The following is a 23,870-nucleotide window of genomic DNA, read 5'->3' as shown; positions in this document are numbered from 1 at the left end:
CGTCTGAACGTTTTTATGCCGGAGCGCACCTATCCCCGGTACGATGACTACGACCGGCCCCGTTCCAGCGCTCGCCGACCGCGCGGCCGCCTGCGCCGACCGACTCCGGGCGGCCGACCGCGTGTTGCTGGCCTCTCACATCGACGCCGACGGGCTGACCAGCGCCGCCATCGCCACCGCGGCGCTGTCGCGGGCCGGCATCCCCGTCGAAACCGTGTTCAAGAAGCAACTCGACACCGCCGAAATCGGGAGCATCGCGGCCCGCGAGTACGATACCGTCCTGTTCACTGACTTCGGGTCCGGCCAGCTCGATGTCATCTCCGAACACGTCGCCGCGGGCGATTTCGAGGCAATCATCGCCGACCATCACCAGCCGTCAGACCCGGATGACTGCCACCCCGACGCGGTCGTCGGCACCGACGGCTACGCCGACTTCGAGACGCATCTCAATCCGCTGCTCGAAGGCATCAACGGGGCGTCGGAGCTCTCGGGTGCGGGTGCGGCGTACGTTCTCGCCCGCGCGCTCTCGACCGGAGAGACGGACAACCGAGACCTCGCCGCGCTGGCGGTCGTCGGCGCGGTCGGGGATATGCAGGCCGTCGGCGGCGAACTCGTCGGGGCCAACGCCGGCCTCGTCGAGGAGGGCATCGCCGCCGATGTGTTGGAGGAGGGTACCGACCTTTCGCTGTACGGCAAACAGACCCGGCCGCTGCCGAAACTGCTCGAGTACGCCACGGAAGTTCCGATTCCAGGAATCTCAAACGATCAGGCCGGCGCGACCCGGTTCCTCGAAGGTCTCGGGCTTGACCTGAAAGCCGATGGAGACTGGCGGACGTGGGCGGACCTCTCCGACGACGAGCGCCAGACCGTCGCCAGCGGGCTGGTCCAGCGTGCTGTCGAGCGCGGTGTCCCGGCGGACAAGATAGAGACGCTCATCGGGACGACCTACACCCTGACTGCGGAACCGCGTGGGACGGAACTCCGGGATGCGAGCGAGTTTTCGACGCTGTTGAACGCCACAGCCCGTTACGAGCGGGCGGACGTGGGACTGGCAGTGTGTCTCGGCGAGCGTGACGCACCGCTGGAGCGCGCGCGAACGCTGTTGTCGAACCACCGCCGGAACCTCTCGGAGGGACTCACGCTCGTCAAGGAACGCGGCGTCACCCAGGCCGGGACCGTCCAGTGGTTCGACGCCGGCGACGCCATCCGCGAGACCATCGTCGGCATCGTCGCCGGGATGGCGCTGGGGACCGACGGCGTCGACTCGGATAAGCCCATCATCGCGTTCGCCAGCACCGACGAGGACGAGACGAAGGTGTCCTCGCGGGCGACCGGGCCGCTGGTCGGCCGGGGCGTGGACCTCTCGGTCGTGATGCGCGAGGCCGCCCAGTCCGTCGGCGGCGACGGCGGCGGCCACGACATCGCGGCGGGCGCGACTATCCCGACCGGCGAGGAATCGGCGTTCATCGAGGCGGCCGACGAGATTATCAGCGAGCAACTATCGTAGCCGAAACGTAGCAAACGGAGCGGCAGGCCGACCGTCGACACTGACGGCCAGTATCAGCAATAAAAGCTATACGTCCGCTTCTCCGAACACCCCACGATGGACTCTCGGGGCCTGTTCGATATCGCACTCGTCGTCGTCGCCGGCCTGTTGGCCTACACTGAGACGTTCGGCTTCGCGAACCCGCGGACGACGCTGGAAGAGATCATCGCGGCGATTGCCGGCTTGGACATCCGCGTCTTTCTCGTCCTGGGTGGCATCTTCGGTATCTGCTTCGTCGCGTACCTCACCATGTACCTCCCACAGAAGGACGCACGCACGATACAACGGTGAACATCGGGTCATCTTTATCCCCAGCCCCGTAGCATTCTGGCAATGACAGAGTTCGATCCCGAGAAGTTCGAAGACAAGTACGCGAACTACTTCCCGGAACTGCAGAAGGCGTACAAGAACGCGTTCGAGCGGATGAACGACACCTACGACTCCGAACTGGTCCACGCCATCGACCAGCAGATCCTCAACGAGTCCGAGCCGTTCTACGAGGACGGCGAGTTCAGTGTCGAACTGCCAGAGAACCCGACCGAGCGGCTCTCGGCGGTCATCGTCGACGACGAGAAACTCGACGCTGTGCTCTCCGAATACATCGACGAGATCGAGCGCGAACTGCGCCGCGTGTTCGATCTCGACGACTGACTGCGCCCGCCGCAGTCCGGCAGCCGTTATTTCGCGACCCTGCTCTGCCAGTCTACTTGCCGAAAGCGCGTAGTGATGCCCTACTCGTCGGGCGTCGAAGTCTCGGTTGGTTCAGATGTCGGGGTTGAATCCGGTTCAGGTGCCGGTTCCGGTGTGGGTGCTGGTACGTCGCCACCGCTTGTGCCGGCACCGGGAAGCGCGCCGCCGGGTCTGGAGCCGCCGGAATCGGCGGTCTGTGGTGCGTCTGCAGGCGATTTCTCGCCTGTAACGAGGAAATCGAGCAGGTTACCGACCAGTCGCTCGTTATCGGCCCGGTAGAGGAATTCCTGGGTGAGGACGTTCGTGTCCCCGACAGCGACGACGTTCCCCGAGCGGGCGACGACGCCGTACGTGTCCTGTCGCCGGGTCTGTGAGAGCGTTGTCTGTTCCGTCGCAGTGACGACGGCGTCGCCGCCTTCGACGGGGACGGCGGCGTAGAAGACCGCCCGGTCGACACCCTCCGTGAGTGCCGTGTCGCTCGTCGGCGTCGCGTAGACGTTCCGGTAGTTGGTGTCGTACTCGTGCATGTTGTACAGGTAGCCGTTACCGTACGCGAGGCCGTACTGGCTCGCCAGTGGGGCCATCGGCTTGGTCACGCTGTCCGAGGCGACCGGCCTGAGAAGTCCCAGTCCGGCGGGGCTCGCCTGCGACGGCTCGTTCAGCAGGAGCACGCGACCGCCGGCGTCGCTGAACGCGGCCAGGCCGTTCAGTTCGCTCTCGGTGTAGCGTTGCTCCGCGCCGAGGACGACGAGGGCGTCAGCCGAACGGAGTGATTCGTTGAGCGGGCGACCGTTCTGCCGCTCACCGACGTGGTAGCGCACCCTCGCACCGTTTTCGGTCAGGGTCGACACGAGCGGCGTGAGCGCTTCGCGGTCGATATCTCCGGCGTGGGCGACGTCGACCACGACGACCTTCCCGGAGGCGTCGGCCGACATCGAGAGGTCGCCGCTCTCGTCTGCTGGGGTCGCGACGGCCTCGTCGCTGTTGAACGATGCGGCGTTCAGCTGGGCTACGTCGGGGGCTGACTGACTACCGCCTCCCATCGCCGCAGTTCCGACGACGACTGCGAGGACGACTACAGCGATGAAAAAGCCGACACGGGCGACCGTACCTGTATCCGCCATTTCAGGCACCTCCCTGTGCGCTGCTGTTGTAGATGACCTGCTGGTTCTCCGGCGCGCCGTATATCATGAGGAAGTGGACTGAATCGACACCGCGGAACGTGTACGGCGCGCTTTCGGCGGCGACGGTGGTGTTCCCGCCGGCGCCACTCCCGCCACTGAGGAGGAGCAGTCCCTGCGGGTCCGCGGGGTTGTGGTACACGACCTGGTACTCCGAGAGATCGGCGGCTTCAGCCGCGCCGGCTATCGCGGCTTCGAGTCCGCCGACTTCATCGGCGTAGCCGGTCTGGACCGCGCGGCCGCCCTGATAGGCCGATGCTTCCGCGACAGTCTCGCGAGATACCTCAAGCCTGTCACCGCGCTCGGTCATGACCGCACCGACGAAGGACCGTTTCATCGATTCGAGGCTTGCGAAGTACTCGTCGCGCGTCATGCCCCGATGGGCCTTGTCGGGCCCGGTTGTGGCGGAGGAACTCAGGCCGTCGGTCGGCGCGGTTCCGATGACGCCGACGTGGCCGACGATACTGGCCGGCGTCACGTAGATGCGGTCGCTCGGGACCGCGGTGTAGTACGCGCCGGAGGCGGCGTACTGGCTGACGCTCGTGTATACCGGCTTCTCCGCTGAGAGCCGCTTGACGGCCAGATACATCGACTCGCTGGAGGCTGCGCTGCCGCCGGGGCTCGACACCCGGAGAACGACCGCCTCCACCGATTCGTTGCTGCGAAGTTCGCGGAGCTTCTGTATCGTCTCCTGTGAGCTAGAGCCGGAAATCGTTTCGTCGATGTTCACCACAGCGACGTACTGTTCGTCGCCCTCGGCGACCGACGCCGCGTACGGTACGACGGCGGCACCGATGAGAACCGCGATCACCGCAAGTACCGTGTACGACTGGAGGGCTGTTGCGACCCGTCTATCGATTGGGTTGTTCATGCGACAACACCGATTCGCTGACACGTCGTACTAATAAAGACACAGTCCGAACTGCTGGCTCAGAAGTCGCCGTGACGGAACCACATGAGAAGTTTCCTTACTATCGACCTGTAACCGGCATCTATGGACCAACGCAAGCCTCCAGCCACCGAAGAGGGCTGGTACGCGCTGCACGACTGCCGGAGCATCGACTGGGACGCCTGGCGCGAGGCCCCCCAGCGAGTCCGCGACCGTGCGCTCTCGGAGGGTATCGGCTTCCTCGATGCGTACGAAGCCGTCGAAGACGCCGAGGAGGGCCAGACGGCAGTGTACACCGTCATGGGTCACAAGGCTGACATCATGATCCTCCACCTGCGGCCGACGATGGGCGACCTCGACGCCGCCGAACGGCACTTCGAGCAGACGGAGTTCGCCGCCTTCACCGAGCGGGAGTTCTCCTACGTCTCCGTGACGGAGGCCTCGGGCTACACCGAGAAGTCCCGTGAGTACTTCGAGGGCGAGGTCGACGACGACTCCGGGCTGGCCCAGTACATCCAGGCCCGGCTCCACCCCGATGTGCCCGACGACGAGTTCGTCTGCTTCTACCCGATGAGCAAGCGCCGCCAGCCCGACCAGAACTGGTACGACACGTCCTTCGAGGAGCGGGCGGCCCACATCAAACGCCACGGCGATATCGGCCGCACCTACGGCGGCGACGTGAACCAGATGATCGCCGGCTCCATCGGCTTCGACGACTGGGAGTGGGGCATCACGCTCTGGAGCGACGACATGCGCCACATCAAGGAGCTGCTGACCGAGATGCGCTTTGACCCCTCGACCTCGCAGTTCGCCGAGTTCGGCCCGTTCTACGTCGGCCGGCGCTTCGACCCCTCCGAGTTGCCGGCCGTCCTGGCCGGCCAGCGGGTGCCGACCGACGACGAGTCGGTTCCGGAGACGCCGGCGGACGTTGCGGAACACGAGCACGCTCCGACTGATGCCGGCGCGAGCCACAGCCACGCAGAAGAGCCGACAGCGAGCGACGCACAGGCCGGGGCACACGCCGGCGGGGACACCGATAGTCACGGCGGTGCCCACCCCGGCAGCGCCAGCGAGGGTGACCATCCGCATTCGGAGGAGTCCTCCGACGGGGATGACTCGGGATCGTCGAGCAGTTCGGGCGGCCGGCCGGACGTCTCGGCCGATTTCGAGGAGGTCGACGACGCCGCACAGCGGCTCGGTCGGCTGGGACTGCACGAAGGTGAGGCGTACGACGCCGGGGACTACGCGCTGGTGTTCCACTCCTCGGCGGATGCGGAGGACATCGTCGACGACGTGTCCGACCTCGAGAGCAGTTTCGACCACTACGACCGCCACGTCCAGACGGCCGTGCGCGCCGACAGCGGCCAGACCTACGTCGTCAGCATCTGGACGGCGAAAGACGCCGCCGAGACGGCGGCCGGGTTCCTGTCCGATATCGACGGCGTCGAGGAGCAACTCGGCGGCCCGCTCGGCGAGGGTGCCGAGAGTAGCGAAACCGAGGACGGCAGTGAGGCCCAGACCGCCGAGTCGTCGCAGTCGATCCGCGAGACGCTCGAATCGGCGGGCGTCTACGCCGGGCAACCGCACGGCGAGGACGTGTACGCGCTGGTCGTGTACTCCGAAGCCGACGCGGAGACGCTCGACGAGGAGGTCGCGGACCTCCGGAGCGCGTTCGACCGCTACGACACCCACGTCCAGACGACGGTGTACGGCGACACCGACGGCGATGTCTCGGCTGTCGCGTCGTTGTGGGACACCGAGGACGCCGCCCAGACCGCCAGCGACTACCTCACCGACCTGCCCGGCGTCGTCGGCCGCCACGGCGAGGGCGACGGGTTCGGGACGATGGGGATGTTCTACACGGTCAAGCCCGAGTACCACGAGGACTTCGTCGAGAAGTTCGACACTGTCGGCGGCCTGCTCGAAGAGATGGACGGCCACCGCGAGACCTCGCTGCTGTTCAACCACGACGACGAGAACGACATGTTCATCGCGAGCCAGTGGGACTCACAGGAGGACGCGATGGCGTTCTTCCGTTCGGACGACTTCTCAGAGACGGTCGACTGGGGTCGCGACGTGCTGGCCGACCGACCGCGGCACGTGTTCCTGGCCTGAATCACAGGCCATCAGTCAGCCCACTTCTCCGCTAGCGACCGGCGACGAACCGGAGCCGCCGGTAGTCGGCCACCCAGGTGTCCCCGTCGAACAGCGTCGGCCGGAGCCGGTCCTCGACGGCGGACAGAACGGCGTTTCGCTCGTCGTCCTCGACATCGGCGAAGAACTCGTCGCCGAACATTCCGATCCAGTTCCGGAGCCCGTCCTCGCCGCCGTCGAGCGGCGTCGGCCGGTCGAACAGCCGCGAGAACCGCAGTTCGAGCCCGTGTGATTCGACCCGCGGCGCGTACTCGCCGATACTCGGGAAGTACCAGGGATGGTCGACCTCGTAGCCGCGAGCGTCGAGTTCGGCGACGAGCGCGTCGGTTATCGCCGCCACGTTGCCAGCTCCACCGAACTCCGCGACGAACCGCCCGGTCTCGGTCAGCGCGTCGGCGACCGTCGACAGCACCGCGTCGTGGTCGTCACCGGGAATCCAGTGCAGTGCCGCGTTCGAGAACACCGCGTCGAACGGCCTGTCGGCGGTGTATGACCGAACGTCCGCCTGCTCGAACGTGAGGTCCGGATAGGCGTCCCGGGCCTGGGCGACCATCTCCGCCGACGCGTCGATGCCGACCACTTCGGCTCCGCTGTCAGCGATCTCCGCCGTCAGGTGGCCCGTGCCACAGCCGACATCCAGCACCCGCTCGCCCGGTTGGGGGTCCAGCAGGTCGACGACCGACTGGCCGTGTTCGTGGACGAACCCATGCCGGTCGTCGTAGTCGTCAGGATCCCAGTCGTTGCCTGGCATAGGCCGAGTGACGTGTGACGTAGTATAAAAAGAATACTGACGGTGTGTGTGCCCGTTTCAGTCGTCGTCTTCAGTCGTCGTCCGGTCGATGTCCTTCTCGCCGAAGTAGATCTCCGCCCCGTCCTGTGCCACCTTCTCGGCGAGGACGGCGCATTTCACCCGCATCGGCGAGATATCGACGCCGAGCATCTCTGTGATGTCGTCGCGGTCCATCGCTTCCAGGTCCTCGACCGCCATCCCCGCCAACTCCTGTGAGAGCATCGACGCGGAGGCCTGGGAGATGGCGCAGCCGTCGCCCTGGAAGGCGACCTGCTCGATTGTCTCCTCGCTCTCGTCGAGGACGACGTCCATCCGTATCTCGTCGCCGCACATCGGGTTCTCGCCGATGTGGGTAAACGTCGGCTCCTCGATCTCCCCGTAGTTCCGGGGGTTCTTGTAGTGATCGAGGATCTGCTGCCGGTACATGTCCGAGCCACCGATACCCATAATTAAACTACGATACGGCTGTCAATCGGAAAAGGCTTCCGAGCCACCTTTTTTTTCATCGTCGGGTCGCCGAAGGCGACCACTCTCTGCTCACGGCGATTTTGTCGCCGTTCGCATGGTCAGCGGGACCGTCGGTCCCGCTCGACTCGAAAAACGTGGGCGAAAAAGGCCGGACGCTCACTTTGTTCGCGTCCGGGGAAACCGCGCGCCGATGGCGCGCGGTAGAGGTTGACTACGCGAACAACTGCCGGGCGTCGTCGATAGCCGAAACGAGCTTGTCCACCTCTTCCCGCGTGTTGTAGACGTAGAAGGAAGCACGTGCAGACGCCGGGACGCCCATCTTGTCGTGTAGGGGCTGGGTGCAGTGGTCGCCGGCGCGGATGGCGACGGCAGAGTCGTTGAGGATCGAGGAGAGGTCGTGGGCGTGGACCGAATCGAGGTTGAACGCGACCAGGCCACCCCGTTCCGTTCCCGCGGCCGGGCCGTACGTCTCCACGTCGCCCTCGTCCCGCAGTTGTTCCAGCGCGTACTGGGCGAGCTGCTCCTCGTGGCGCTGGATTCGTTCCATGCCGATATCGTCGAGGTAGTCACAGGCCTCCGCCAGCGCGATGCCCTGGCAGATGACCGGGGTGCCGGCCTCGAACTTCCAGGGGAGGTCGTTCCAGGTGGCGTCCTCGAAGGTGACCTTCTTGATCATCTCGCCGCCGTAGAGGTACGGCTCCATCTCCTCCAGCAGGTGCTTTTTGCCGTAGAGGACGCCGATACCGGTCGGACCGGCCATCTTGTGTCCCGAGAAGGCCAGGAAGTCGGCGTCGATAGCCTCTACGTCGACCGGGCGGTTCGGGACCGACTGGGCCCCGTCGACGAAGATGTAGGCGTCGTGGTCGTGAGCGATGTCAGCCAGCTCCGAGACGGGATTGACCGTCCCGAGCGTGTTCGAGACGTGGACGACGCTGACCATCGCCGTGTCGTCGGTGATGACCTCGCGGGCGTGGTCCATATCGAGCGTGCCGTCCTCCTGGACGCTGATGTAGCGACAGGTCGCGCCGGTCTTCTTGGCGATCTGCTGCCAAGTGACCAGCGAGGCGTGGTGTTCCATCTCGGTGAGCACGACCTCGTCTTCGGGGCCGAGTTCGTTCAGGCCCCAGGCGTAGGCCACGAGGTTCTCGCTCTCCGTGGTGTTCTTGGTGAAGATGATCTCCTCGCGCTCGCCCGACGCGCCGATGAACTCGGCGACGCGGTCGTGGGCGTCCTCGTAGGCGACGCTGGCCTCCTGGCTCAGCTGGTGGAGGCCGCGGTGGACGTTGGCGTTGGTCGTCCGGTAGTAGTCGGCGATGGTCTCGACGACCGGCTCGGGCGTCTGCGTTGTGGCCGCGTTGTCGAGGTACACCACCTGCTCGCCGTCGAATTCGCGCTGGAGGATGGGGAAGTCCTCACGGATACGCTCCACGTCCAGTAGTTCAGATTCAGCGTGTCCCATTACCTCTATACAGGGACTCGACAGGCAACATTCCTTCGGTTCACCTAGAACTCCGCCGGGTGCCCGGCCTATCCCGATTCGGACTCGGCGGCCACCGCGTGCTGTTCCCGGTAGGTCTCCAGCCGGTAGTTGTCCCAGACGAGGTCACAGAGGACGTGGGCATACAGGACGAGAGCGGTAAACAGCGCCAGCGGCTCGGAGACGGGCCAGAGGCCGAACACGGCCGCGCCACCGATGAGGTGGTGGCTGAGGAGCCGCTGGAGCGGCCAGAGGTCCTGCGGGGCGAATATCTCGTCCTGGCCGCCGACGACGAGTCGCGGGTTTCGGAGAACGCGCCGGAACGCGGCCCAGTCGCCGGTCTCCAGTCGGGCCACGGCGAAGTGATCGACGTCGATGGCGACGCCGACGGCGACCGCGTAACCGACGGCAGCCCACCAGGGGAGCGGGACCGGCAGGACGGTCAGGCCAGCGGCCCCGACGGCTACGGAGGCGAGCGCGTGCTCTCGGGAGTACATACGCGTCCCTCTCGATGGGCGCACGCAAAGACTGTCGGGGTCGGCTTTCGGCAGCGACCGCAGTTACATCCAGAGCAGTTGCGCGTGGCGCGTCTCGCCGATGTCGAGGACGTTCTCCTCGTCGACGAAGCCGTGCTCGACGGCGACGCTGACGGCGTCGTCGCCGACGATATTGGCGACGGAACAGCGGGCGAGGCTGTCGACGATTTCGTCTTCGGTGGCCGATTCGCCGCCGTAGAACTCCTCGTTGACGGTGAGTGACACGGGGCCGTTCTCGAACGTTTCGCCCATGATGTCGGGATCACAGACCGAGACGAGCAACCCCTCGTCGGTGTCGCGTTCGTTGAGTATCATTCCAGCAGTTGCTGTTCGGCCTCCTCGCGCATCTCGTCGACTTCCTCAGCCAGTTCCTCGGCGCGGTCGAACTCGCCGACCTCTTCGAGGGCGCGGGCCTTCTCTTCGAGCACGTCGGCGTTCCGGAAGCCCAGCCGGACCGCGTTGTCGAACGCGTCGATGGCCTCATCAGCCAGTCCGCGTTCGAGCAGGAAGAAGCCGCGGTTGTACCAGCCTTCACCGAATCGGGGGTCGATCTCGACGGCGCGCTCGGCGTGTTCCAGTGCCTGCTCGGAGCGGCCGGACTTCCACAGCGCGTACGCGAGGTTCGTCTCCGCCGTGGCGGCGTGATCGGACTCCTCGTCGAAATTGAGGGCTTCCTTGTACGCGCCGATGGCGGCGTCCCACTCCTCGAGTTCCGCGTGGGCCGCGCCCTTGTTCGTCCAGGCCTCTTGGAGAAGACGCTCCTCCTCCGTGTGCTGGGCAACGCGCTCGAAGGTTTCGGCGGCCTGTTCGTGGCGGTTGATGTGCATATACTCCAGGCCGACATCGAGTAGCTCCTCCGGTTCGACGGAGTCAGAGGAGATGTTCCGCTGGTCTAGCAGGTCGGTGACGACACGCGAGTCGACGGGGTCGACCTTGTCCGGGTCTACCTCGAACTCCGGCGGTTCGAGGTCGAACCCCTCGTACGGCTCGTCGAACCCTTGCCCTTCGGAGAAGGAGTGATCGTCGTCGTGGTCTGTCATACCTCCTGATTGACGGCCAATCCGGTTAAGGCCTACGTCCACGGCTCGCCAGGATTTAGGTGGCAAGCGACCGGATTCTCGGATATGCGGGACCCACTGGCAGTGGACGTATTGCTCGTCTTCTTCGGGGGTGTATTTGCGGTCGTTGGCTGGGCCGCTATCATCTCGAACGAGGCCCCGCTGTCACTGCCCGCCGCTGGAGCGGGCGTTGCAGGAACGGTTGTTCTGGCGGTTCTCGTCGGACGCTACTTCGCGCAGCTATCGGCGCTCTGGCGCTGGGTGCCCAGTCCGGCGGAGACGCCCCGGGAACGAGCACAGGTGGGTCTCCTGATTGTGGCGGCCCTCCTCGCCCGGCTATCCCTCGGTCTACTTCCTGACACCGCCATCCCCGCTCTCTTCGGTGCCGCGGTCGCAATGGTCGCTCTGGGACTCGGACATAGTCTCTGGCGGTGGTATGCATCCCCGGACCACGGCAGCCACTGACCGCCGTCGTAGCTTTCTTGCGGATCTGACTGGAATCGCTAGCTATGACCAAACGCCTGTTCGTCAGCGTCGACCTGGACGGGCTCGAAGACGCTATCGAGAGCCTACAGAAGCGCTTCGACGGCGTCTCGGGGCTTCGGCTGACCGACCCCGAACAGGCCCACGTCACGCTGAAGTTCCTCGGCGACACCGAGCCCAACCGGGTTGATGACATCGTCACCGCTCTCGAAGCAGCGGTCGAGGACAGCGGCGTCGAGCCGTTCGAAGCCGAGTTCGGCGGTCTCGGCGTGTTCCCATCGCTATCCTACATCAGCGTCGTCTGGATTGGCGTCCGCGACGGCGAGGGCGGTGCGGAACTGACTGCGTTGCACGAAGCCGTCGAAGACAGGACCGTTGCGATGGGATTCGACCCGGAAGACCACGAGTTCACGCCGCACGCGACCATCGCCAGGATGGACCACGCCGGCGGCAAAGAGACGGTACAGAACGCCGTCGAGAACGACGACCCTGACGTGGGACGCCTGCGGGTCGAGGAAATCCGGCTAAAGGAGAGTGAACTGGGACCTGACGGCCCGACGTACCGGACCGTGGAATCGGTGTCGTTGTGAGCGTATCCGGCTCCTAACGGTCCTAACCAGGGCGCGGCGACGTGCTGGGAGGGTGCCCCGCCACAGCCAGCGGTTGCCGTCGGTGTGAGATTCACACGAACAGTGTTGGTGGGTAAGTACTATGACATATTTTGTATGAAGAGAGGCGCGACGTAGTCGGTACTGTCGTAGAAATAGTCGTTATCCGCACTGTAGCTGTCAATTTGAAGCACTGCTGACTATTTGGATTGTACTGCCGGGCTGTTTAGGCCGGCCAAAACAAATCAGGTTAGTGACAATTTTTATCGGGCTGAGCAGCGTAGTACCGATATGGTCGCCGTCGAGAACGTTGCTTTCGTGTTCGTCGCGGGGTTGCTCACGGCGCTCGCCACCGGCCTCGGTGCGATCCCGTTCTTTCTCGTCGATGAGTTCTCCGACCGATGGAACGTCCTGCTGTGGGGGCTGGCCTCGGGAATCATGGTCGCCGCCTCCCTGTTCGGACTCGTCCGTGAGGGGCTGGCCTACGGATCGCCGGTGCTGATGGTTCCCGGTATTTTGGCCGGGGTCGGGCTCGTCGCCGTAGCACACGAACTGTTGGACGATTTCGACCACTCCCCGGAGCAGTTCGAGCAGGCTGATTTCACCAAGCTCCTGTTGATTCTGGGCATTCTGACTGTGCATAGCTTCCCCGAAGGTGTCGCTGTCGGCGTCTCCTTCGCGGAACTCGGGCTGGAATCGGCCACGCCCGAATCCGCCGTGGGTATCGTCGGCGTCTCCGTCCCGCTGCTGGCGGTGTTCATGACGGTCGCTATTTCCATCCACAATATCCCGGAGGGGACTGCCATCGCTATCCCGCTCCGTTCGCTGGGTGTCAGCGAGTGGAAGATGGTCTGGTGGGCGGTGTTCTCCTCGCTGCCACAGCCGGTCGGGGCCGTTATCGCGTACTACTTCGTCACGCTGGCGAAGGCGTTCCTTCCGTTCGGCTTCGGCTTCGCCGCCGGAGCGATGGTGTATCTCGTGCTCACGGAGTTCGTCCCCGAAGCGCTGGAGTACGGGGACGGCTTGCCGGGTGGGGGCAAACGCGAACTAACCGCCGGCGTCGTTGTCGGAGTGCTGGCGATGGTGCCGCTGGCGTTCGTCTAGAAGGGGAGTTTCTTCCGGATGACCGTGAGATCGACGAAGGCCTTCAGCGGGTCATCGTAGTCGTCGACGCGGGTTTCCATCCGGTAGTTCGAGTGGTCGACGGCGAAAAAGTACGGCCCGGGTTCGTCGAGTGACTCCCGTGCGCCGCCGTCGTCCGTTGACGCTTCGTAGATATCTGACCCCTCGGGCTGGACCGCTGTCTGGCTGAACTTGGGGTTCCCCGGCGGTGTCTCGTCGGGCTTTCGACCCTTGATGTACGTGTCGTACTGTTCGAACTGCTCGCGGTCAGTGAAAAAGTACACGTTGAACGGGATGTCCGCCTTGACGATGTACTGTAGCTCGCCGCCGGGGTCGGAGACGTCCGGGATCTCCTCCTTGATCCACGCTTCGTGCGGGTTGACCCTGACATCCTGTTTCACGCTGACGACGACCTCACCGCCACCGCCCATGCAACCAGAGCCGACGGCTGTCGCACTGACACCCATTGTCTGGAGCAATTTCCGGCGCTTCATCCATTGATAATCAGGGTTATTCGCTACTTAGTTCTACGTCCGCAGTTATAGCCGCTGATAACGGGCCGTGACCGGCTCGAAAAGGAAGGAATTTAAACCACGGCGCGGAACAAGCACCATACCATGGGTAAGAAATCGAAGGCTACGAAGAAGCGACTGGCCAAGCTCGACAACCAGAACAGTCGAGTCCCGGCCTGGGTCATGCTCAAGACGGACCGCGAGGTCCAGCGCAACCACAAACGACGCCACTGGCGGCGCAACGACACTGACGAATAATGAGCGCCAGTGACTTCGAGGAGCGTGTCGTCACCGTCCCGCTCCGAGACGCGCGAGCCGAACCGAACCACAGGCGCGCAGATAAGGCGATGATCCTCATCCGTGAGCACCTCGCCAAGCACTTCTCTGTCGACGAGGACGCCGTCCGCCTCGACCCCTCGATCAACGAGGCGGCCTGGGCTCGCGGTCGCGCCAACACGCCGAGCAAGATCCGTGTTCGCGCCGCCCGCTTCGAGGAAGAGGGCGAAGCCATCGTCGAAGCAGAGACCGCAGAGTAACGTTGCTCCGCGCGGCTTTCTCCGGGTCGTCGTACGTGGGTGTGTTCGCCCGTGCGACCGACGACTGTGTGCTGGTTCGCCCAGACTTAGACGAATCGCTGCTCGATGACCTGAGCGACGAACTCGACGTTCCGGCCGTGCCGACGACTGTCGGCCGCTCCGGGACCGTGGGCGCGCTCGCGACCGGCAACGAGAACGGGCTGGTCGTCTCCGAACGCGTCCGTGAGACCGAAATCGAACGGATTCAGGACGTCGTCGACGTGCCCGTGACGCGGTTGCCCGGCCGGATCAACGCCGCCGGCAACGTCGTCTGCTGTAACGACTACGGCGCGTACGTCCACCCCGACCTCTCCAGAGACGCCGTACAGGCAGTCAAAGACGGGCTGGACGTGCCTGTCGAACGCGGTGTCATCGCCGGTGTCACGACCGTCGGGACCGCCGCCGTCGCCACCAACAATGGCGTACTCTGCCATCCGAAGGCCACGGACGGCGAACTCGACGCCCTCGAGGAGGTCCTCGACGTGCCAGCTGACATCGGGACCATCAACTACGGTGGCCCGCTCGTCGGCTCCGGGCTGATCGCCAACGACAACGGCTACGTCTGTGGCTCGGACACCTCCGGGCCGGAACTGGGCCGTATCGACGCGGCGCTCGGCTACATCGACTGACGCGGTTTTTATTTCCCGCTCGCTCAGGACGGATGCTGGTGGCTGAGTTTCTCCGCCACCACGCCCGGAACGGGCAGTCCGCAGTCCCCACACGCCCAGGACCGACTGGTTCCGCCACGCTCCAGCGTCAGGTCCTGCCTGAATCGCAGAGTCGCGCCGCACTGGCACTGGTAGGTCGTCTCGCTCATAGCCGGCTGTACGTATTGTTCCGGCAAATCCGTCAGGGTCGGTGACCATGATACTCCGTGTCAAAGAATAATATGGTGTGTTCCCAACTAGCACGTATGGTCCAGCGAACCTCGCCCACGGAAGACCAGAACCGCCTCGTCTGCCGAAAGTGTGACTACTCGACAGGTGTGCTCCGGCCGTCCTGTCCCGAGTGTGGCGGCGATATGGTGTACGCTCCGGCGTCCGAGGAGTAGGCCCGCCGCTCGTTTTCCACCCGTGTGGCCGTATCAGTCGCTGGACAGGACGATCCATCTCGTGAATGAGACACACCCGGGACGGGCGGAAGGGGAAGATACTTCCCTGCCCTGCCCGCACCTGCGTGTATGAGCACGTACACTGTTCGCGGTAGTTTCCCGGCCCGAGACGGCCCACAGCAGTTCGAGAAGGAGGTCGACGCGCCAAACGAGAACGTCGCTGAGGAGCGCGTTTACAGCGACTTCGGCTCCCAGCACAACCTCAAGCGCACGCAGATCACGATCGAGGAGGTGGCAGCATGATGGGCGGTGGCGGCGGTGGCGGCGGCGGTCAGATGCAGCAGGTCGCACAGGAGATCGAGCAGATGGAGCAGGAAGTCGACGCTATCGACGAGGAGATCGAACGCCTCCGCGAGAAGCAGACTGACATCGACGAGGCCATCGAGGCCATCGAGACGCTTGACTCCGGCTCCACGGTGCAGGTCCCGCTCGGCGGCGACGCCTACATCCGCGCCACTATCGAGGATATCGACGAGGTCGTCGTCTCCCTCGGTGGCGGCTACTCCGCAGAGCGCGAGCAGGAAGGCGCTGTCAGCACGCTGGAAACGAAGAAGGAAACGCTGGACGACCACATCAGCGACCTGCAGGAAGAGAAGGCCGAAGTCGAGACCGAGATGGAGGAACTCGAACAGCAGGCCCAGCAGATGCAACAGCAGCAGATGCAGCAGATGATGCAACAGCAAGAGCAGGAAGACGAGTAAGGCCGCATGTTCGACGGACTGAAGGACAAACTCAGCGGGTTCACGAGTGACGTCGAAGAGGACGTCGACGAAGAGGCACTCGAAGCGGAGGACGAACCGGACGCCGACGAGGCAAACGGGGAAGCGCCTGCCGAACAGGCAGCCGACGCTGAGCCCGCAAAAGACTCACAGCCGTCCGAAGACGACACGCAGGCGGCGGCAGCGACGCCAGCAGCCACGGACGACCAGTCCGGCGCTGACTCTGAACCGCCAGTCGCGGACTCCGAGGCGATAGATGAGTCAGCCACGGCGTCGTCCACGGCAGTCGAAGACGTAGATGCAAGCCCCGCGGACGATTCACAGCCGGACGACACCGCGGAGACCGATGACGACTCGGTGTCCGACGCCGAGTCGGAGTCTGAAGACGACGATGGCGGCCGCGGCCTCGCCGCGAAGGCGAAGCTCATGGCGACCGGGAAGACGGTCATCGAGGAGGAGGACTTACAGAGCCACCTCGACGACCTCGAACTGGCGCTGCTGTCGAGCGACGTGGAGATGAGCGTCGCCAACGAGATCCTCGACGGCGTCAAGGAGAACCTCACAGGCCAGACCCGCCGACGGCTCTCCAGCACGGGGAACCTCGTCCGGGACGCGCTCCGGGAGTCGCTGTACGACGTCATCAACGTCGGCCAGTTCGACTTCGACGAGCGCGTCCAGCAGGCCGACAAGCCCGTCACCATCGTGTTCACCGGGGTCAACGGCGTCGGAAAGACGACCTCGATTGCGAAACTCGCCCAATACTTCGAGGAACGAGGGCTCTCGACGGTACTCGCCAACGGCGACACCTACCGCGCCGGCGCGAACGAGCAACTCGAAAAGCACGCCGAGAACCTCGACAAGAAGATCATCACCCACGAGCAGGGGTCGGACCCGACGGCGGTCATCTACGACGCCGTCGAGTACGCCAAGGCCAACGACATCGACGTGGTGCTTGGCGACACGGCCGGCCGACTCCACACCTCGGACGACCTGATGGCCCAGCTGGAGAAGATCGACCGCAATATCGACCCGGACATGACGCTGTTCGTGGACGAGGCGGTCGCGGGCCAGGACGCCGTCAACCGGGCACGCGAGTTCAACGACGCGGCCGAGATCGACGGGGCGATCCTGACGAAAGCCGACGCCGACCCGCAGGGCGGCGCGGCAATCTCCGTCGCGCACGTCACCGGCAAGCCGATCCTCTTCCTGGGGACCGGCCAGGACTACGACGACCTCGAACCGTTCGACCCCGAGGAAATCGTCGACAGCCTCATCGGCGAGTAGGCCTCCGGACTTCGCGGTCATTTTTGCCGCTACCTAGTAGCTGTGAGCGGTAACTGCCGACCCTGATTGTGTGGAACCCATAGAGTCCGGGCCGTCGCGCCGGGACAGCCCTGTTCATAATGAGGCAATTGTTACCACCTCAGGGGAGGTGTGGTCGTTTTCGCCGGCAGGGGCGCGTTGAAGACGCTCGTTATTCATTATCAATCCACACAGTATTGTGGTGTGATAGTAATGAACACAGTTGAACGCTGGAAACAGGAGAAGCATCCGCTGGACGTTATCGAAGACGTTGCGCAGTATGCGGCCGAGGAGTTGAGTTTCGAGGAGATTGAGGACCGGGCCGACGACGGCGAGTGGGAGCGACTGAAGTGGGCCGGGCTGTACGCCCATGGTCGCCAGGACGGCTACTTCATGATGCGGACCAAAGTCCCCGGCGGCTATCTCTCGCCCGAGCAGGCCGAAGTCATCGGCGAGGTGGCCGACGAGTACGCCACCGCGCCTGAGGAGTACGGCGGTGAGGAACAGAACGATATCTGGGGTGACGCGTTCCTCGATATCACGACCCGCCAGGACGTCCAGATGCACTGGATCGAAATCGAGGACGTGCCCGAAATCTGGCAGCGCTACGACGAGGTCGGTCTGACGACGGTCCAGGGCTGTGGCGACTCGGCGCGGAACGTGCTTGGCTGTCCCGCCGCTGGGCTGGACGATCACGAGTGCTTCGACGCCCAGCCCGTCGTCGACGCCATCTCGGAGTTTTTCACGAAAAACCGGGAGTACGCGAACCTCCCGCGGAAATTCAAAATGACGATCACCGGCTGCCGGCAGGACTGCGCGCAGTCCCAGATCAACGACGTGGGACTGACGCCGGCCCGCCGCGAAATCGATGGCGAGCAGTACTACGGCTTCCACGTCAGAGTGGGCGGGGGCCTTTCGGACGGGCCACGGATGGCCTCGGACCTGGACGTGTTCGTCCCGCCGGCGGACGCCGTCGAGTTCTGCCGGGCCGTCGCCCAGACCTTCAAGGAACTGGGCGACCGCACCAACCGCGGCGTCTGCCGGATGCGCTATCTCGTCCAGCAGATGGGCGCCGAGACGTTCGAGGAGGCGGTCCGGGACCGCTGTACGGTCGATCTGCCGACCCAGGGGACCGACTGCTCGGAAGGGTACCGCGGCGACCACGTCGGCATCCACGACCAGCGTGTGGACGGCCTGAAGTACGTCGGCTTCAACGTCATCGCCGGCCGGATGGGCGGCGACGAGTTCCGGCGAGCGGCCCACGCCGCACGGGAGTACGGCACGGAGGACGCATCGGTCAGACTGGCGACCGACCAGAACTTCCTCATCACGCACGTTCCCGAGCGAAACATCGGCAATTTGCTGAATACGCCCTTTGCCCGGAAGTACCAGCCCGACCCCGGCCCGTTCTCGCGGGGTGCGGTCGGCTGCACCGGCTCGGAGTTCTGCAACTACGGCATCATCGAGACGAAAAACCGCGTCCGCCGCTGGGCGAAGGCCCTGGACCGCCGGATCGACGTGCCTGACGAGATAGACGTGGTCCGGATGCACATGTCCGGCTGCTCGGCCTCCTGCGCGCAGCCGCAGATCGCTGACATCGGCTTCCGCGGCGAGACGGTGCAGGTCGACGACCCCGAGGGAACCACCAACGAAGAGGGCGACAATATCATCGAAGGGATGGACTTTGGCCTCGGCGGGAGCCTCGGCGCGGACAACGAGTTCCTGGATTGGGTCGAACACGCCGTCCCGGCGGACGCCGTCATTCCGGCGCTGGAAGAACTGTTCGAGGCCTATGCCGACGAGCGAACGGACGGCGAGCGGTTCTACGAGTGGTGCCGCCGCGTTGACAACGACCGGCTTCGCTCGGTGATGCGGCGGGCCGACGCCAACGTCGACGGCGGCGTCGCACACGGTGACGGCGGCGGCCGCGGGGAGGTGGCCGACGATGACTGACCGGCGCTACCGGCGGCAGGTCGCGCCGGCCGACGCCGCGCCCGAACTCCTGGACCACGAGCGACGGGACGCTCGCCCGTGCCACGATGACCCACCGCTGGTGACTGACGGTGGCCGACCGATGCCCGGCGTCCCGAGTGACGGTCAAGACGACGCCTGTGGCTGCGGGAGCGATTGCGGGTGTAGCGGGGGCGACAGCGGGCACAGTCACGGCCACAGCCATAGTGGGGAGCGGCGCGTCCGCCCGGACGGCGGGACCGGCGCGGCGAACGTCGAACCGGACGGCAAACTCAAACCCATCCGGTTCACGGAGCCGGCGACGGGGACCAGCCAGAACGTCGACGACGGCCGGCCGGACGAACGGGTGGGCGTTCCCGACGGCGCTGACCTCGAGACGCCCGGCGACGGCATCCGCGCCGAGATGAACGACATCGAGGAGCCCGAGGGCAAAACGTGGTTTATGGAACTCGACGAGGCCGTCATCCAGGCCGACCGCTGTATCCAATGTGGGACCTGCGTCGCGGCCTGTCCCAGCGACTCTATCGGCATCGGCGACGACGACCTGCCGAAGCTCGTGAAGATGTGTACCGGCTGCTCGCTGTGCTGGGATATGTGTCCCCGCGGCGGCCTCCGCTACGAGCGCCAGTGGAAGGTCACTGGCGGCGACGACAACGTCAAAGGCGCGGGCGACCCTATCACGGAGTTCTCAGCAAAGGTCGAGGACGATTGGCGGGAGAACGCCCAGGACGGCGGCCTCGTGACCTCGGTACTGTGTCACTTGCTGGAGGCCGGTGAGATCGACGGTGCGCTCATCGCCACCGAGAGCGACGACGCCGAGTGGAAAGCCGAATCGTTCCTCGCAACGACGCCCGAGGAGTGCATCGACAACGCCGGGAGCTTCTACAACCAGACGCTCGCGCTGGGGAACCTCGACCTCGAGCAGTGGGAACACAAACTCGACGTCCCGCTGTCGGAGGCCTCACTCGCGCTGGTCGGCACTCCCTGCGAAATCGAGGGAATTCGCGCCCTGCAGGATTTCGACTGGGACTACGCCGCCCAGGAGGACGGCGTCCGAGCCATCGACTACACCATCGCGCTGATGTGTACGAAGAACTTCAACTACTACTCGCTCATCGGCGAACTCATCGAAGAAGAGCGTGGCATCGACCGCGCCGACATCGGCAAGATGGACGTGCTCCACGGGAAGATGATGGTCTACGGTGAGGACGGAGAGATGCTCCTGGAGGAAGACGTGGAGAACTTCCACGACGCCGCCCTCAAGGGCTGTGACGAGTGTGCCGACTTCACTGGCTACTGTGCCGACCTCACCGTCGGTTCCGTCGGGTCCAGCGACGAGTACTCCTCGGTCATCGTCCGAACCGAAACCGGCCTGCGGGCGTGGGAACTGACCGAACCTGACCTTGATTACCACGACCTCGAAGACCGCTCTGCCGTCGGCAAGCTCCAGGGCTGGGACAAGAAGAAGGCCTTCGACGCGCTGCAGCGGCCCTTTGACCCCGACGCACCGCGGTTCATCGACTACGCCGACCACGCCGAGCACTACGGGTCCGAACTTCACCCGCACGAGAGCGACTAGTGACGAGGGGCCCGGGACGTTTGGCAACACAGCCTGTCTTATACCGTTGCTAAACAGCAGCCGGCCGGGTTTTGGCCATGAAGCGGCCGCCTGACCGGCGCCACAGGGCAAATAGCGACACGATAGTCCGCTTGGAAGATACAGATACCTATGTGCTCGATAATCGTCTGTGAACTGGGTGAATCGGATGGTTACTACCCGTTTATACGACCGAACCAGGGCACATCGAGGCTCGGGTGACGAAGCGTGGGCCGACCGCAGAACCGCTTACATACCCGATCCGGAACTACCGTTCGATCAATCATGATCTGAAACAGATCGTTCATAGCCGTTTCGCGAACCGGCCCAACTTCAGATGTAGCTAATCCATCCGGTCGGTCCCCCGTCTGACGCTTAGCAGGTCATTCATAAACTGCCCTGGTAGTCTTCGTGCAAACGCTATGGAACGACCGATCACATCTCGGCGGAACGTTATCAAAATCACAGGCGGCGCGCTCGTGGCTCTCGCTGGCTGTGGCGGCTCCGACGGCGGCAGCGGAACAGAAACCGACGGCGGCGGTGCCGAAGCTCCGGACACGCCCACGGCGGAAGAGACTGACGCGATGACAGAAGACGAGACGGAACCGGCGATGGAGACCGAGACGGAGACTGCGTTCGAAACCGAGGAAGAAACCGGAATGGATACCGAGACTGAACTCGGCGAGAACGACACCGATGCTCTCGGGAACGAGACCGAGACGCCGGGTAACGGAACGGATCTGCCGGACAACGGGACTGAGATACCAGGCAACGAAACGGACCTGCCAGGTAACGAGACTGAGATCCCGGGCAACGAAACGGACATGCCGGACAACGGGACTGAGATACCAGGCAACGAAACGGACCTGCCAGGTAACGAGACTGAGATCCCGGGCAACGAAACGGACATGCCGGGCAATGAAACCGGTACGGCCGGCAACGAAACGGAGAGCAACGAAACGACGAACACGACCGGAGAATAAGTCGCTGACGCCGTACCGGGTCGTTTTCTGACTGTCCGAGCGGTGAGGTCCGCGGACCGTTGCTACTCTCGGGCGGCCTCGACGGCGGCGACGAACTCCGCGGCCTGTTCGCGGACGCCGTCCATGTCGTCGTTCTCGATTGCTTCGTAGTTGACCAGTGCCGAGCCTGCGCCGACGGCGACCGCGCCGGCATCGAAGAACTCGTCGACGTTGTCGGTCGAGACGCCGCCGGTCGGCATAATCGGCACGTCCCCGAGCGGACCCTGCAGCGCGCCGATGTGGGCCGGGCCGACCGTTTTTGCAGGGAACATCTTCAAGATGTCCGCGCCGGCCTCCATCGCGTCGGCGGCCTCCGTCGGCGTCATAACGCCGGGGATGGCGACGACGCCCTCGCGATTACACACGTCGAGCACGTCCTCGTTGAGGTTCGGCGCGAGGACGAACTCCGCGCCGGCCTCAATGACGTTGCGGGCGGCGGCGGCGTCCATGACCGTACCGGCCCCGATGATAGCGTCGGTGTCGTCGAGCGCCTTGTCGACGGCGGCGATCATGTCCGAGCAGCGCTTGGCGTCCGCGGTGAGTTCCAGCGCCGTGACGCCGCCCTCGTGGACGGCCGTCGCCACATCGACCATTTTCTCTTCGGGAATCCCGCGCAGGACCGCTGTGACGCCGCTGTCGACCAGTTGCTGTTGTACCGCCTGTTTGCTCGTCATGGGCGCAACTGTGATGGGGTGGCCCAAAAGCGTGTCTGAACCGCCGAGCCCCCTCGCTACGTGTCGGGATCGTACGGGCGCGCGATGTCGGTCGGCGGCGCGCCAACGCCGAGGACCGTGACTGGTTCGTCGGCGTCGGCGGGGTTGTGCGCACGGTGTGGGCTCTCCGGTTCGGCGACGAACACCTCGTCGGCCGAAACGACGTACTCCCCGTCGGGCGTTTCGACGTGGAGCGTGCCGTCGAGCACGTAGAACAGCTCCTCGCGCGTCTCGTGGTAGTGATAGCTTCGCGAGAGGTCCTCGCCGGGCACCATTTCGTAAGTGGCCGCGTGGAGCGCGTGGAGTTCGGTGGCGTCGGAGACCCCGCGCCGGTCACAGGGATAGTCCTCAGTCTCCGACAGGTCCTCGGGATCGATCTGGTGATAGCCCATATCGTCCGTGGGGGCGTCGGTGGGCAAAAGCGTGGTCACGGCGACTCAGGCGAACAGCCAGACCAGCATGGAGAGCGTCCCGATGGAGACCACTGTCGAAGTGAAGACGTTCAGCGAGGCGAACGCCGCGTCGCCCCCCAACTCCGTCGTGTAGACGTACGTCGACACCGCTGTCGGGGTGCCGAGCATCACGACTGCCGCGCCCAGCGCTGTCGTATCGACGGCGAGCGAGGAGTATACCAGCCACGCCAGCGCCGGCATCCACAGCACCTTCAGCCCGACGACGCTGACGGTCTTCTGCAGGTCAGACACCGGGAGGTCCGTGTCGAGCGTCGCACCGATACACAGCAGGGCGACCGGGAGCGCCAGCTCAGCCGGCGGGCCGAGCGCACCGATGAGTAGCTCCGGAACGGCTAGCGATAGAACCGAGGCTGTGATGCCGGCCGCCAGCGCGATGAGCACCGGGTTCGTGAGGAGTTTCCTGCACTCGCCCAGCAGCGAGGCGTCGCTGCCGTTGATGCGGACTAACAGGAACACCGTCACCGGGACGTGGGTCACCGCGCCGATGCCGAGGATGACGCTGGCGACGGCCGTCGCTTCGCTGCCCATCGTCGCCGCCACGAGCGGCAGACCGAGAAACCCCATGTTGCTGTGATAGGACTGGACGACGGAGACGCTGCGGCGGTCGGGAGACTCCAGCCGCCGGTGGACGAGCCAGCCCAGCGTTATCGTCAACGCGATGACGGCCCAGAACCCCCCGAGCAACGCCGGTGAAATAATCTCCCGCAGCGGTCGGTCGTACGTGGACCGAAATATGAGCGCCGGCAGCGCGACGGTAAATACGAGGGAGGTGAGGGTATCCGTCCGCCGTTCGGTCAGCAGCCCGAAGTGGCCGGCGGCGACGCCGGCCGAAAGAAAGGCGACCATGAATCCGAGCTGCCCGAGAACAGCCAT

30 protein-coding genes are annotated in these 23,870 nt (G+C 64.8%); 17 read left to right on the top strand and 13 right to left on the bottom strand.

Going from position 1 to position 23,870, the window contains the following annotated elements; genetic code table 11:
• The first annotated feature begins 43 nt into the window (after positions 1–43).
• The 3 genes from ACOZ4H_RS00150 (at position 44) to ACOZ4H_RS00140 (ending at position 2,197) form a co-directional block, all read left to right on the top strand.
• Positions 44–1,507 (top strand): DHHA1 domain-containing protein, encoded by a 1,464-nt coding sequence (locus ACOZ4H_RS00150; RefSeq protein WP_424327418.1) that lies wholly within the window; start codon positions 44–46, stop codon positions 1,505–1,507.
• 96 nt (positions 1,508–1,603) lie between these two features.
• The gene (locus tag ACOZ4H_RS00145; protein ID WP_424327417.1) at positions 1,604–1,837 is read left to right on the top strand and encodes a hypothetical protein; all 234 of its coding nucleotides are present in this window, start codon (positions 1,604–1,606) and stop codon (positions 1,835–1,837) included.
• 42 nt (positions 1,838–1,879) lie between these two features.
• On the top strand, positions 1,880–2,197 hold the full coding sequence (locus tag ACOZ4H_RS00140) for a DUF5783 family protein (RefSeq protein ID WP_004594050.1): 318 nt from the start codon (positions 1,880–1,882) through the stop codon (positions 2,195–2,197).
• An 80-nt stretch (positions 2,198–2,277) separates the two neighbouring features.
• Here ACOZ4H_RS00140 and ACOZ4H_RS00135 read toward each other — a convergent pair whose 3' ends face one another.
• Both ACOZ4H_RS00135 and ACOZ4H_RS00130 read right to left on the bottom strand, forming a co-directional pair.
• On the bottom strand, positions 2,278–3,360 hold the full coding sequence (locus ACOZ4H_RS00135) for a DUF4350 domain-containing protein (RefSeq protein ID WP_424327416.1): 1,083 nt from the start codon (positions 3,358–3,360) through the stop codon (positions 2,278–2,280).
• Position 3,361: 1 nt separating this feature from the next.
• Positions 3,362–4,288: a S49 family peptidase gene (locus tag ACOZ4H_RS00130; protein ID WP_424327415.1), complete on the bottom strand. Its 927-nt coding sequence runs from the start codon at positions 4,286–4,288 to the stop codon at positions 3,362–3,364.
• 123 nt (positions 4,289–4,411) lie between these two features.
• Here ACOZ4H_RS00130 and ACOZ4H_RS00125 point away from each other — a divergent pair, with 123 nt between their 5' ends.
• Positions 4,412–6,421: a heme-binding protein gene (locus ACOZ4H_RS00125; RefSeq protein WP_424327414.1), complete on the top strand. Its 2,010-nt coding sequence runs from the start codon at positions 4,412–4,414 to the stop codon at positions 6,419–6,421.
• A 31-nt stretch (positions 6,422–6,452) separates the two neighbouring features.
• Here the strand turns inward: ACOZ4H_RS00125 and ACOZ4H_RS00120 are convergent, their stop codons facing one another.
• The 6 genes from ACOZ4H_RS00120 to ACOZ4H_RS00095 all read right to left on the bottom strand — a co-directional run bounded on the left by ACOZ4H_RS00120 (position 6,453) and on the right by ACOZ4H_RS00095 (position 10,771).
• Positions 6,453–7,211, bottom strand: a complete 759-nt coding sequence (locus tag ACOZ4H_RS00120) for a class I SAM-dependent methyltransferase (protein ID WP_424327413.1) — start codon at positions 7,209–7,211, stop codon at positions 6,453–6,455.
• A gap of 57 nt (positions 7,212–7,268) precedes the next feature.
• On the bottom strand, positions 7,269–7,697 hold the full coding sequence (locus ACOZ4H_RS00115; protein ID WP_424327412.1) for an iron-sulfur cluster assembly scaffold protein: 429 nt from the start codon (positions 7,695–7,697) through the stop codon (positions 7,269–7,271).
• 232 nt (positions 7,698–7,929) lie between these two features.
• Complete coding sequence (locus ACOZ4H_RS00110) at positions 7,930–9,177, bottom strand: aminotransferase class V-fold PLP-dependent enzyme (RefSeq protein ID WP_424327411.1); 1,248 nt, start codon at positions 9,175–9,177, stop codon at positions 7,930–7,932.
• A 68-nt stretch (positions 9,178–9,245) separates the two neighbouring features.
• Positions 9,246–9,692 (bottom strand): hypothetical protein, encoded by a 447-nt coding sequence (locus tag ACOZ4H_RS00105; protein ID WP_424327410.1) that lies wholly within the window; start codon positions 9,690–9,692, stop codon positions 9,246–9,248.
• Positions 9,693–9,755: 63 nt separating this feature from the next.
• Positions 9,756–10,046: a DUF424 domain-containing protein gene (locus tag ACOZ4H_RS00100; protein ID WP_424327409.1), complete on the bottom strand. Its 291-nt coding sequence runs from the start codon at positions 10,044–10,046 to the stop codon at positions 9,756–9,758.
• Positions 10,043–10,771: a tetratricopeptide repeat protein gene (locus ACOZ4H_RS00095; protein WP_424327408.1), complete on the bottom strand. Its 729-nt coding sequence runs from the start codon at positions 10,769–10,771 to the stop codon at positions 10,043–10,045. The genes ACOZ4H_RS00100 and ACOZ4H_RS00095 overlap by 4 nt, the downstream gene beginning before the upstream one ends.
• 84 nt (positions 10,772–10,855) lie before the next feature.
• Between ACOZ4H_RS00095 and ACOZ4H_RS00090 the strand changes: the two genes are divergently transcribed.
• The 3 genes from ACOZ4H_RS00090 to ACOZ4H_RS00080 all read left to right on the top strand — a co-directional run bounded on the left by ACOZ4H_RS00090 (position 10,856) and on the right by ACOZ4H_RS00080 (position 12,984).
• Entirely contained in the window at positions 10,856–11,254 is a 399-nt protein-coding gene (locus ACOZ4H_RS00090) for a hypothetical protein (RefSeq protein ID WP_424327407.1), read from the top strand.
• A gap of 44 nt (positions 11,255–11,298) precedes the next feature.
• Positions 11,299–11,862 carry an RNA 2',3'-cyclic phosphodiesterase gene (thpR, locus tag ACOZ4H_RS00085; protein ID WP_424327406.1) on the top strand — a complete coding sequence of 188 codons (564 nt, stop codon included), beginning with the start codon at positions 11,299–11,301 and terminating at the stop codon, positions 11,860–11,862.
• 309 nt (positions 11,863–12,171) lie between these two features.
• Entirely contained in the window at positions 12,172–12,984 is an 813-nt protein-coding gene (locus tag ACOZ4H_RS00080) for a ZIP family metal transporter (protein ID WP_424327405.1), read from the top strand.
• On the opposite strand, the gene ACOZ4H_RS00075 is transcribed toward ACOZ4H_RS00080, so the two are convergent.
• Positions 12,981–13,433, bottom strand: a complete 453-nt coding sequence (locus ACOZ4H_RS00075; protein WP_424330315.1) for a hypothetical protein — start codon at positions 13,431–13,433, stop codon at positions 12,981–12,983. The genes ACOZ4H_RS00080 and ACOZ4H_RS00075 overlap by 4 nt on opposite strands.
• A gap of 186 nt (positions 13,434–13,619) precedes the next feature.
• Between ACOZ4H_RS00075 and ACOZ4H_RS00070 the strand changes: the two genes are divergently transcribed.
• From ACOZ4H_RS00070 to ACOZ4H_RS00060, 3 genes are read left to right on the top strand one after another with little or no spacing between them, the layout of a single operon-like run.
• Positions 13,620–13,772 (top strand): 50S ribosomal protein L39e, encoded by a 153-nt coding sequence (locus tag ACOZ4H_RS00070; RefSeq protein ID WP_004518346.1) that lies wholly within the window; start codon positions 13,620–13,622, stop codon positions 13,770–13,772.
• On the top strand, positions 13,772–14,050 hold the full coding sequence (locus ACOZ4H_RS00065; RefSeq protein WP_424327404.1) for a 50S ribosomal protein L31e: 279 nt from the start codon (positions 13,772–13,774) through the stop codon (positions 14,048–14,050). The genes ACOZ4H_RS00070 and ACOZ4H_RS00065 overlap by 1 nt, the downstream gene beginning before the upstream one ends.
• Before the next feature lie 2 nt (positions 14,051–14,052).
• Positions 14,053–14,718 carry a translation initiation factor IF-6 gene (locus ACOZ4H_RS00060; protein WP_424327403.1) on the top strand — a complete coding sequence of 222 codons (666 nt, stop codon included), beginning with the start codon at positions 14,053–14,055 and terminating at the stop codon, positions 14,716–14,718.
• 23 nt (positions 14,719–14,741) lie between these two features.
• Here the strand turns inward: ACOZ4H_RS00060 and ACOZ4H_RS00055 are convergent, their stop codons facing one another.
• Positions 14,742–14,906 carry a hypothetical protein gene (locus tag ACOZ4H_RS00055; RefSeq protein ID WP_424327402.1) on the bottom strand — a complete coding sequence of 55 codons (165 nt, stop codon included), beginning with the start codon at positions 14,904–14,906 and terminating at the stop codon, positions 14,742–14,744.
• Between the two features lie 96 nt (positions 14,907–15,002).
• Here ACOZ4H_RS00055 and ACOZ4H_RS00050 point away from each other — a divergent pair, with 96 nt between their 5' ends.
• The 7 genes from ACOZ4H_RS00050 to ACOZ4H_RS00020 all read left to right on the top strand — a co-directional run bounded on the left by ACOZ4H_RS00050 (position 15,003) and on the right by ACOZ4H_RS00020 (position 21,772).
• Positions 15,003–15,140, top strand: coding sequence for a hypothetical protein (locus ACOZ4H_RS00050; protein ID WP_424327401.1), 138 nt, complete (start codon positions 15,003–15,005; stop codon positions 15,138–15,140).
• Positions 15,141–15,269: 129 nt separating this feature from the next.
• Entirely contained in the window at positions 15,270–15,443 is a 174-nt protein-coding gene (gene rpl18a / locus ACOZ4H_RS00045; protein ID WP_004594032.1) for a 50S ribosomal protein L18Ae, read from the top strand.
• Positions 15,440–15,901: a prefoldin subunit alpha gene (gene pfdA, locus ACOZ4H_RS00040; protein WP_424327400.1), complete on the top strand. Its 462-nt coding sequence runs from the start codon at positions 15,440–15,442 to the stop codon at positions 15,899–15,901. The genes rpl18a and pfdA overlap by 4 nt, the downstream gene beginning before the upstream one ends.
• A 6-nt stretch (positions 15,902–15,907) precedes the next feature.
• Entirely contained in the window at positions 15,908–17,203 is a 1,296-nt protein-coding gene (gene ftsY / locus ACOZ4H_RS00035) for a signal recognition particle-docking protein FtsY (RefSeq protein ID WP_424327399.1), read from the top strand.
• 231 nt (positions 17,204–17,434) lie between these two features.
• Positions 17,435–19,174 (top strand): nitrite/sulfite reductase, encoded by a 1,740-nt coding sequence (locus ACOZ4H_RS00030; RefSeq protein WP_424327398.1) that lies wholly within the window; start codon positions 17,435–17,437, stop codon positions 19,172–19,174.
• On the top strand, positions 19,167–20,771 hold the full coding sequence (locus ACOZ4H_RS00025; RefSeq protein WP_424327397.1) for a Coenzyme F420 hydrogenase/dehydrogenase, beta subunit C-terminal domain: 1,605 nt from the start codon (positions 19,167–19,169) through the stop codon (positions 20,769–20,771). The genes ACOZ4H_RS00030 and ACOZ4H_RS00025 overlap by 8 nt, the downstream gene beginning before the upstream one ends.
• A gap of 440 nt (positions 20,772–21,211) precedes the next feature.
• A complete protein-coding gene (locus ACOZ4H_RS00020) occupies positions 21,212–21,772 on the top strand; it encodes a cell wall anchor protein (protein ID WP_424327396.1) in 561 nt (186 codons plus the stop codon).
• A gap of 62 nt (positions 21,773–21,834) precedes the next feature.
• Here the strand turns inward: ACOZ4H_RS00020 and ACOZ4H_RS00015 are convergent, their stop codons facing one another.
• From ACOZ4H_RS00015 to ACOZ4H_RS00005, 3 genes are all read right to left on the bottom strand, one after another.
• Entirely contained in the window at positions 21,835–22,485 is a 651-nt protein-coding gene (locus tag ACOZ4H_RS00015) for a bifunctional 4-hydroxy-2-oxoglutarate aldolase/2-dehydro-3-deoxy-phosphogluconate aldolase (RefSeq protein WP_424327395.1), read from the bottom strand.
• A 56-nt stretch (positions 22,486–22,541) separates the two neighbouring features.
• Positions 22,542–22,916 carry a cupin domain-containing protein gene (locus tag ACOZ4H_RS00010; protein WP_424327394.1) on the bottom strand — a complete coding sequence of 125 codons (375 nt, stop codon included), beginning with the start codon at positions 22,914–22,916 and terminating at the stop codon, positions 22,542–22,544.
• A 45-nt stretch (positions 22,917–22,961) separates the two neighbouring features.
• Positions 22,962–23,870 (bottom strand): AEC family transporter (locus ACOZ4H_RS00005; protein ID WP_424327393.1); only part of this gene is annotated, 909 nt, incomplete at its 5' end.

Source organism: Haloarcula amylolytica, from assembly GCF_049705545.1.
GTDB lineage: Archaea > Halobacteriota > Halobacteria > Halobacteriales > Haloarculaceae > Haloarcula > Haloarcula amylolytica_B.
This window is presented reverse-complemented; position numbering and strand designations above follow the sequence as displayed.

Bases quoted from the DNA above. Each gene is read 5' to 3' on its own strand.
- ACOZ4H_RS00015 (WP_424327395.1), bottom strand. From the start codon at position 22,485: ATGACGAGCAAACAGGCGGTACAACAGCAACTGGTCGACAGCGGCGTC.
- ftsY (WP_424327399.1), top strand. From the start codon at position 15,908: ATGTTCGACGGACTGAAGGACAAACTCAGCGGGTTCACGAGTGACGTC.
- ACOZ4H_RS00095 (WP_424327408.1), bottom strand. From the start codon at position 10,771: ATGACAGACCACGACGACGATCACTCCTTCTCCGAAGGGCAAGGGTTC.
- ACOZ4H_RS00100 (WP_424327409.1), bottom strand. From the start codon at position 10,046: ATGATACTCAACGAACGCGACACCGACGAGGGGTTGCTCGTCTCGGTC.
- ACOZ4H_RS00145 (WP_424327417.1), top strand. From the start codon at position 1,604: ATGGACTCTCGGGGCCTGTTCGATATCGCACTCGTCGTCGTCGCCGGC.
- ACOZ4H_RS00025 (WP_424327397.1), top strand. From the start codon at position 19,167: ATGACTGACCGGCGCTACCGGCGGCAGGTCGCGCCGGCCGACGCCGCG.
- ACOZ4H_RS00055 (WP_424327402.1), bottom strand. From the start codon at position 14,906: ATGAGCGAGACGACCTACCAGTGCCAGTGCGGCGCGACTCTGCGATTC.
- ACOZ4H_RS00115 (WP_424327412.1), bottom strand. From the start codon at position 7,697: ATGGGTATCGGTGGCTCGGACATGTACCGGCAGCAGATCCTCGATCAC.
- ACOZ4H_RS00120 (WP_424327413.1), bottom strand. From the start codon at position 7,211: ATGCCAGGCAACGACTGGGATCCTGACGACTACGACGACCGGCATGGG.
- ACOZ4H_RS00065 (WP_424327404.1), top strand. From the start codon at position 13,772: ATGAGCGCCAGTGACTTCGAGGAGCGTGTCGTCACCGTCCCGCTCCGA.
- ACOZ4H_RS00105 (WP_424327410.1), bottom strand. From the start codon at position 9,692: ATGTACTCCCGAGAGCACGCGCTCGCCTCCGTAGCCGTCGGGGCCGCT.
- ACOZ4H_RS00130 (WP_424327415.1), bottom strand. From the start codon at position 4,288: ATGAACAACCCAATCGATAGACGGGTCGCAACAGCCCTCCAGTCGTAC.
- ACOZ4H_RS00135 (WP_424327416.1), bottom strand. From the start codon at position 3,360: ATGGCGGATACAGGTACGGTCGCCCGTGTCGGCTTTTTCATCGCTGTA.
- ACOZ4H_RS00075 (WP_424330315.1), bottom strand. From the start codon at position 13,433: ATGGGCGGTGGCGGTGAGGTCGTCGTCAGCGTGAAACAGGATGTCAGG.
- ACOZ4H_RS00110 (WP_424327411.1), bottom strand. From the start codon at position 9,177: ATGGGACACGCTGAATCTGAACTACTGGACGTGGAGCGTATCCGTGAG.
- pfdA (WP_424327400.1), top strand. From the start codon at position 15,440: ATGATGGGCGGTGGCGGCGGTGGCGGCGGCGGTCAGATGCAGCAGGTC.
- ACOZ4H_RS00080 (WP_424327405.1), top strand. From the start codon at position 12,172: ATGGTCGCCGTCGAGAACGTTGCTTTCGTGTTCGTCGCGGGGTTGCTC.
- ACOZ4H_RS00090 (WP_424327407.1), top strand. From the start codon at position 10,856: ATGCGGGACCCACTGGCAGTGGACGTATTGCTCGTCTTCTTCGGGGGT.
- ACOZ4H_RS00050 (WP_424327401.1), top strand. From the start codon at position 15,003: ATGGTCCAGCGAACCTCGCCCACGGAAGACCAGAACCGCCTCGTCTGC.
- ACOZ4H_RS00020 (WP_424327396.1), top strand. From the start codon at position 21,212: ATGGAACGACCGATCACATCTCGGCGGAACGTTATCAAAATCACAGGC.
- ACOZ4H_RS00150 (WP_424327418.1), top strand. From the start codon at position 44: ATGACTACGACCGGCCCCGTTCCAGCGCTCGCCGACCGCGCGGCCGCC.
- ACOZ4H_RS00030 (WP_424327398.1), top strand. From the start codon at position 17,435: ATGAACACAGTTGAACGCTGGAAACAGGAGAAGCATCCGCTGGACGTT.
- ACOZ4H_RS00070 (WP_004518346.1), top strand. From the start codon at position 13,620: ATGGGTAAGAAATCGAAGGCTACGAAGAAGCGACTGGCCAAGCTCGAC.
- rpl18a (WP_004594032.1), top strand. From the start codon at position 15,270: ATGAGCACGTACACTGTTCGCGGTAGTTTCCCGGCCCGAGACGGCCCA.
- ACOZ4H_RS00140 (WP_004594050.1), top strand. From the start codon at position 1,880: ATGACAGAGTTCGATCCCGAGAAGTTCGAAGACAAGTACGCGAACTAC.
- ACOZ4H_RS00125 (WP_424327414.1), top strand. From the start codon at position 4,412: ATGGACCAACGCAAGCCTCCAGCCACCGAAGAGGGCTGGTACGCGCTG.
- thpR (WP_424327406.1), top strand. From the start codon at position 11,299: ATGACCAAACGCCTGTTCGTCAGCGTCGACCTGGACGGGCTCGAAGAC.
- ACOZ4H_RS00010 (WP_424327394.1), bottom strand. From the start codon at position 22,916: ATGGGCTATCACCAGATCGATCCCGAGGACCTGTCGGAGACTGAGGAC.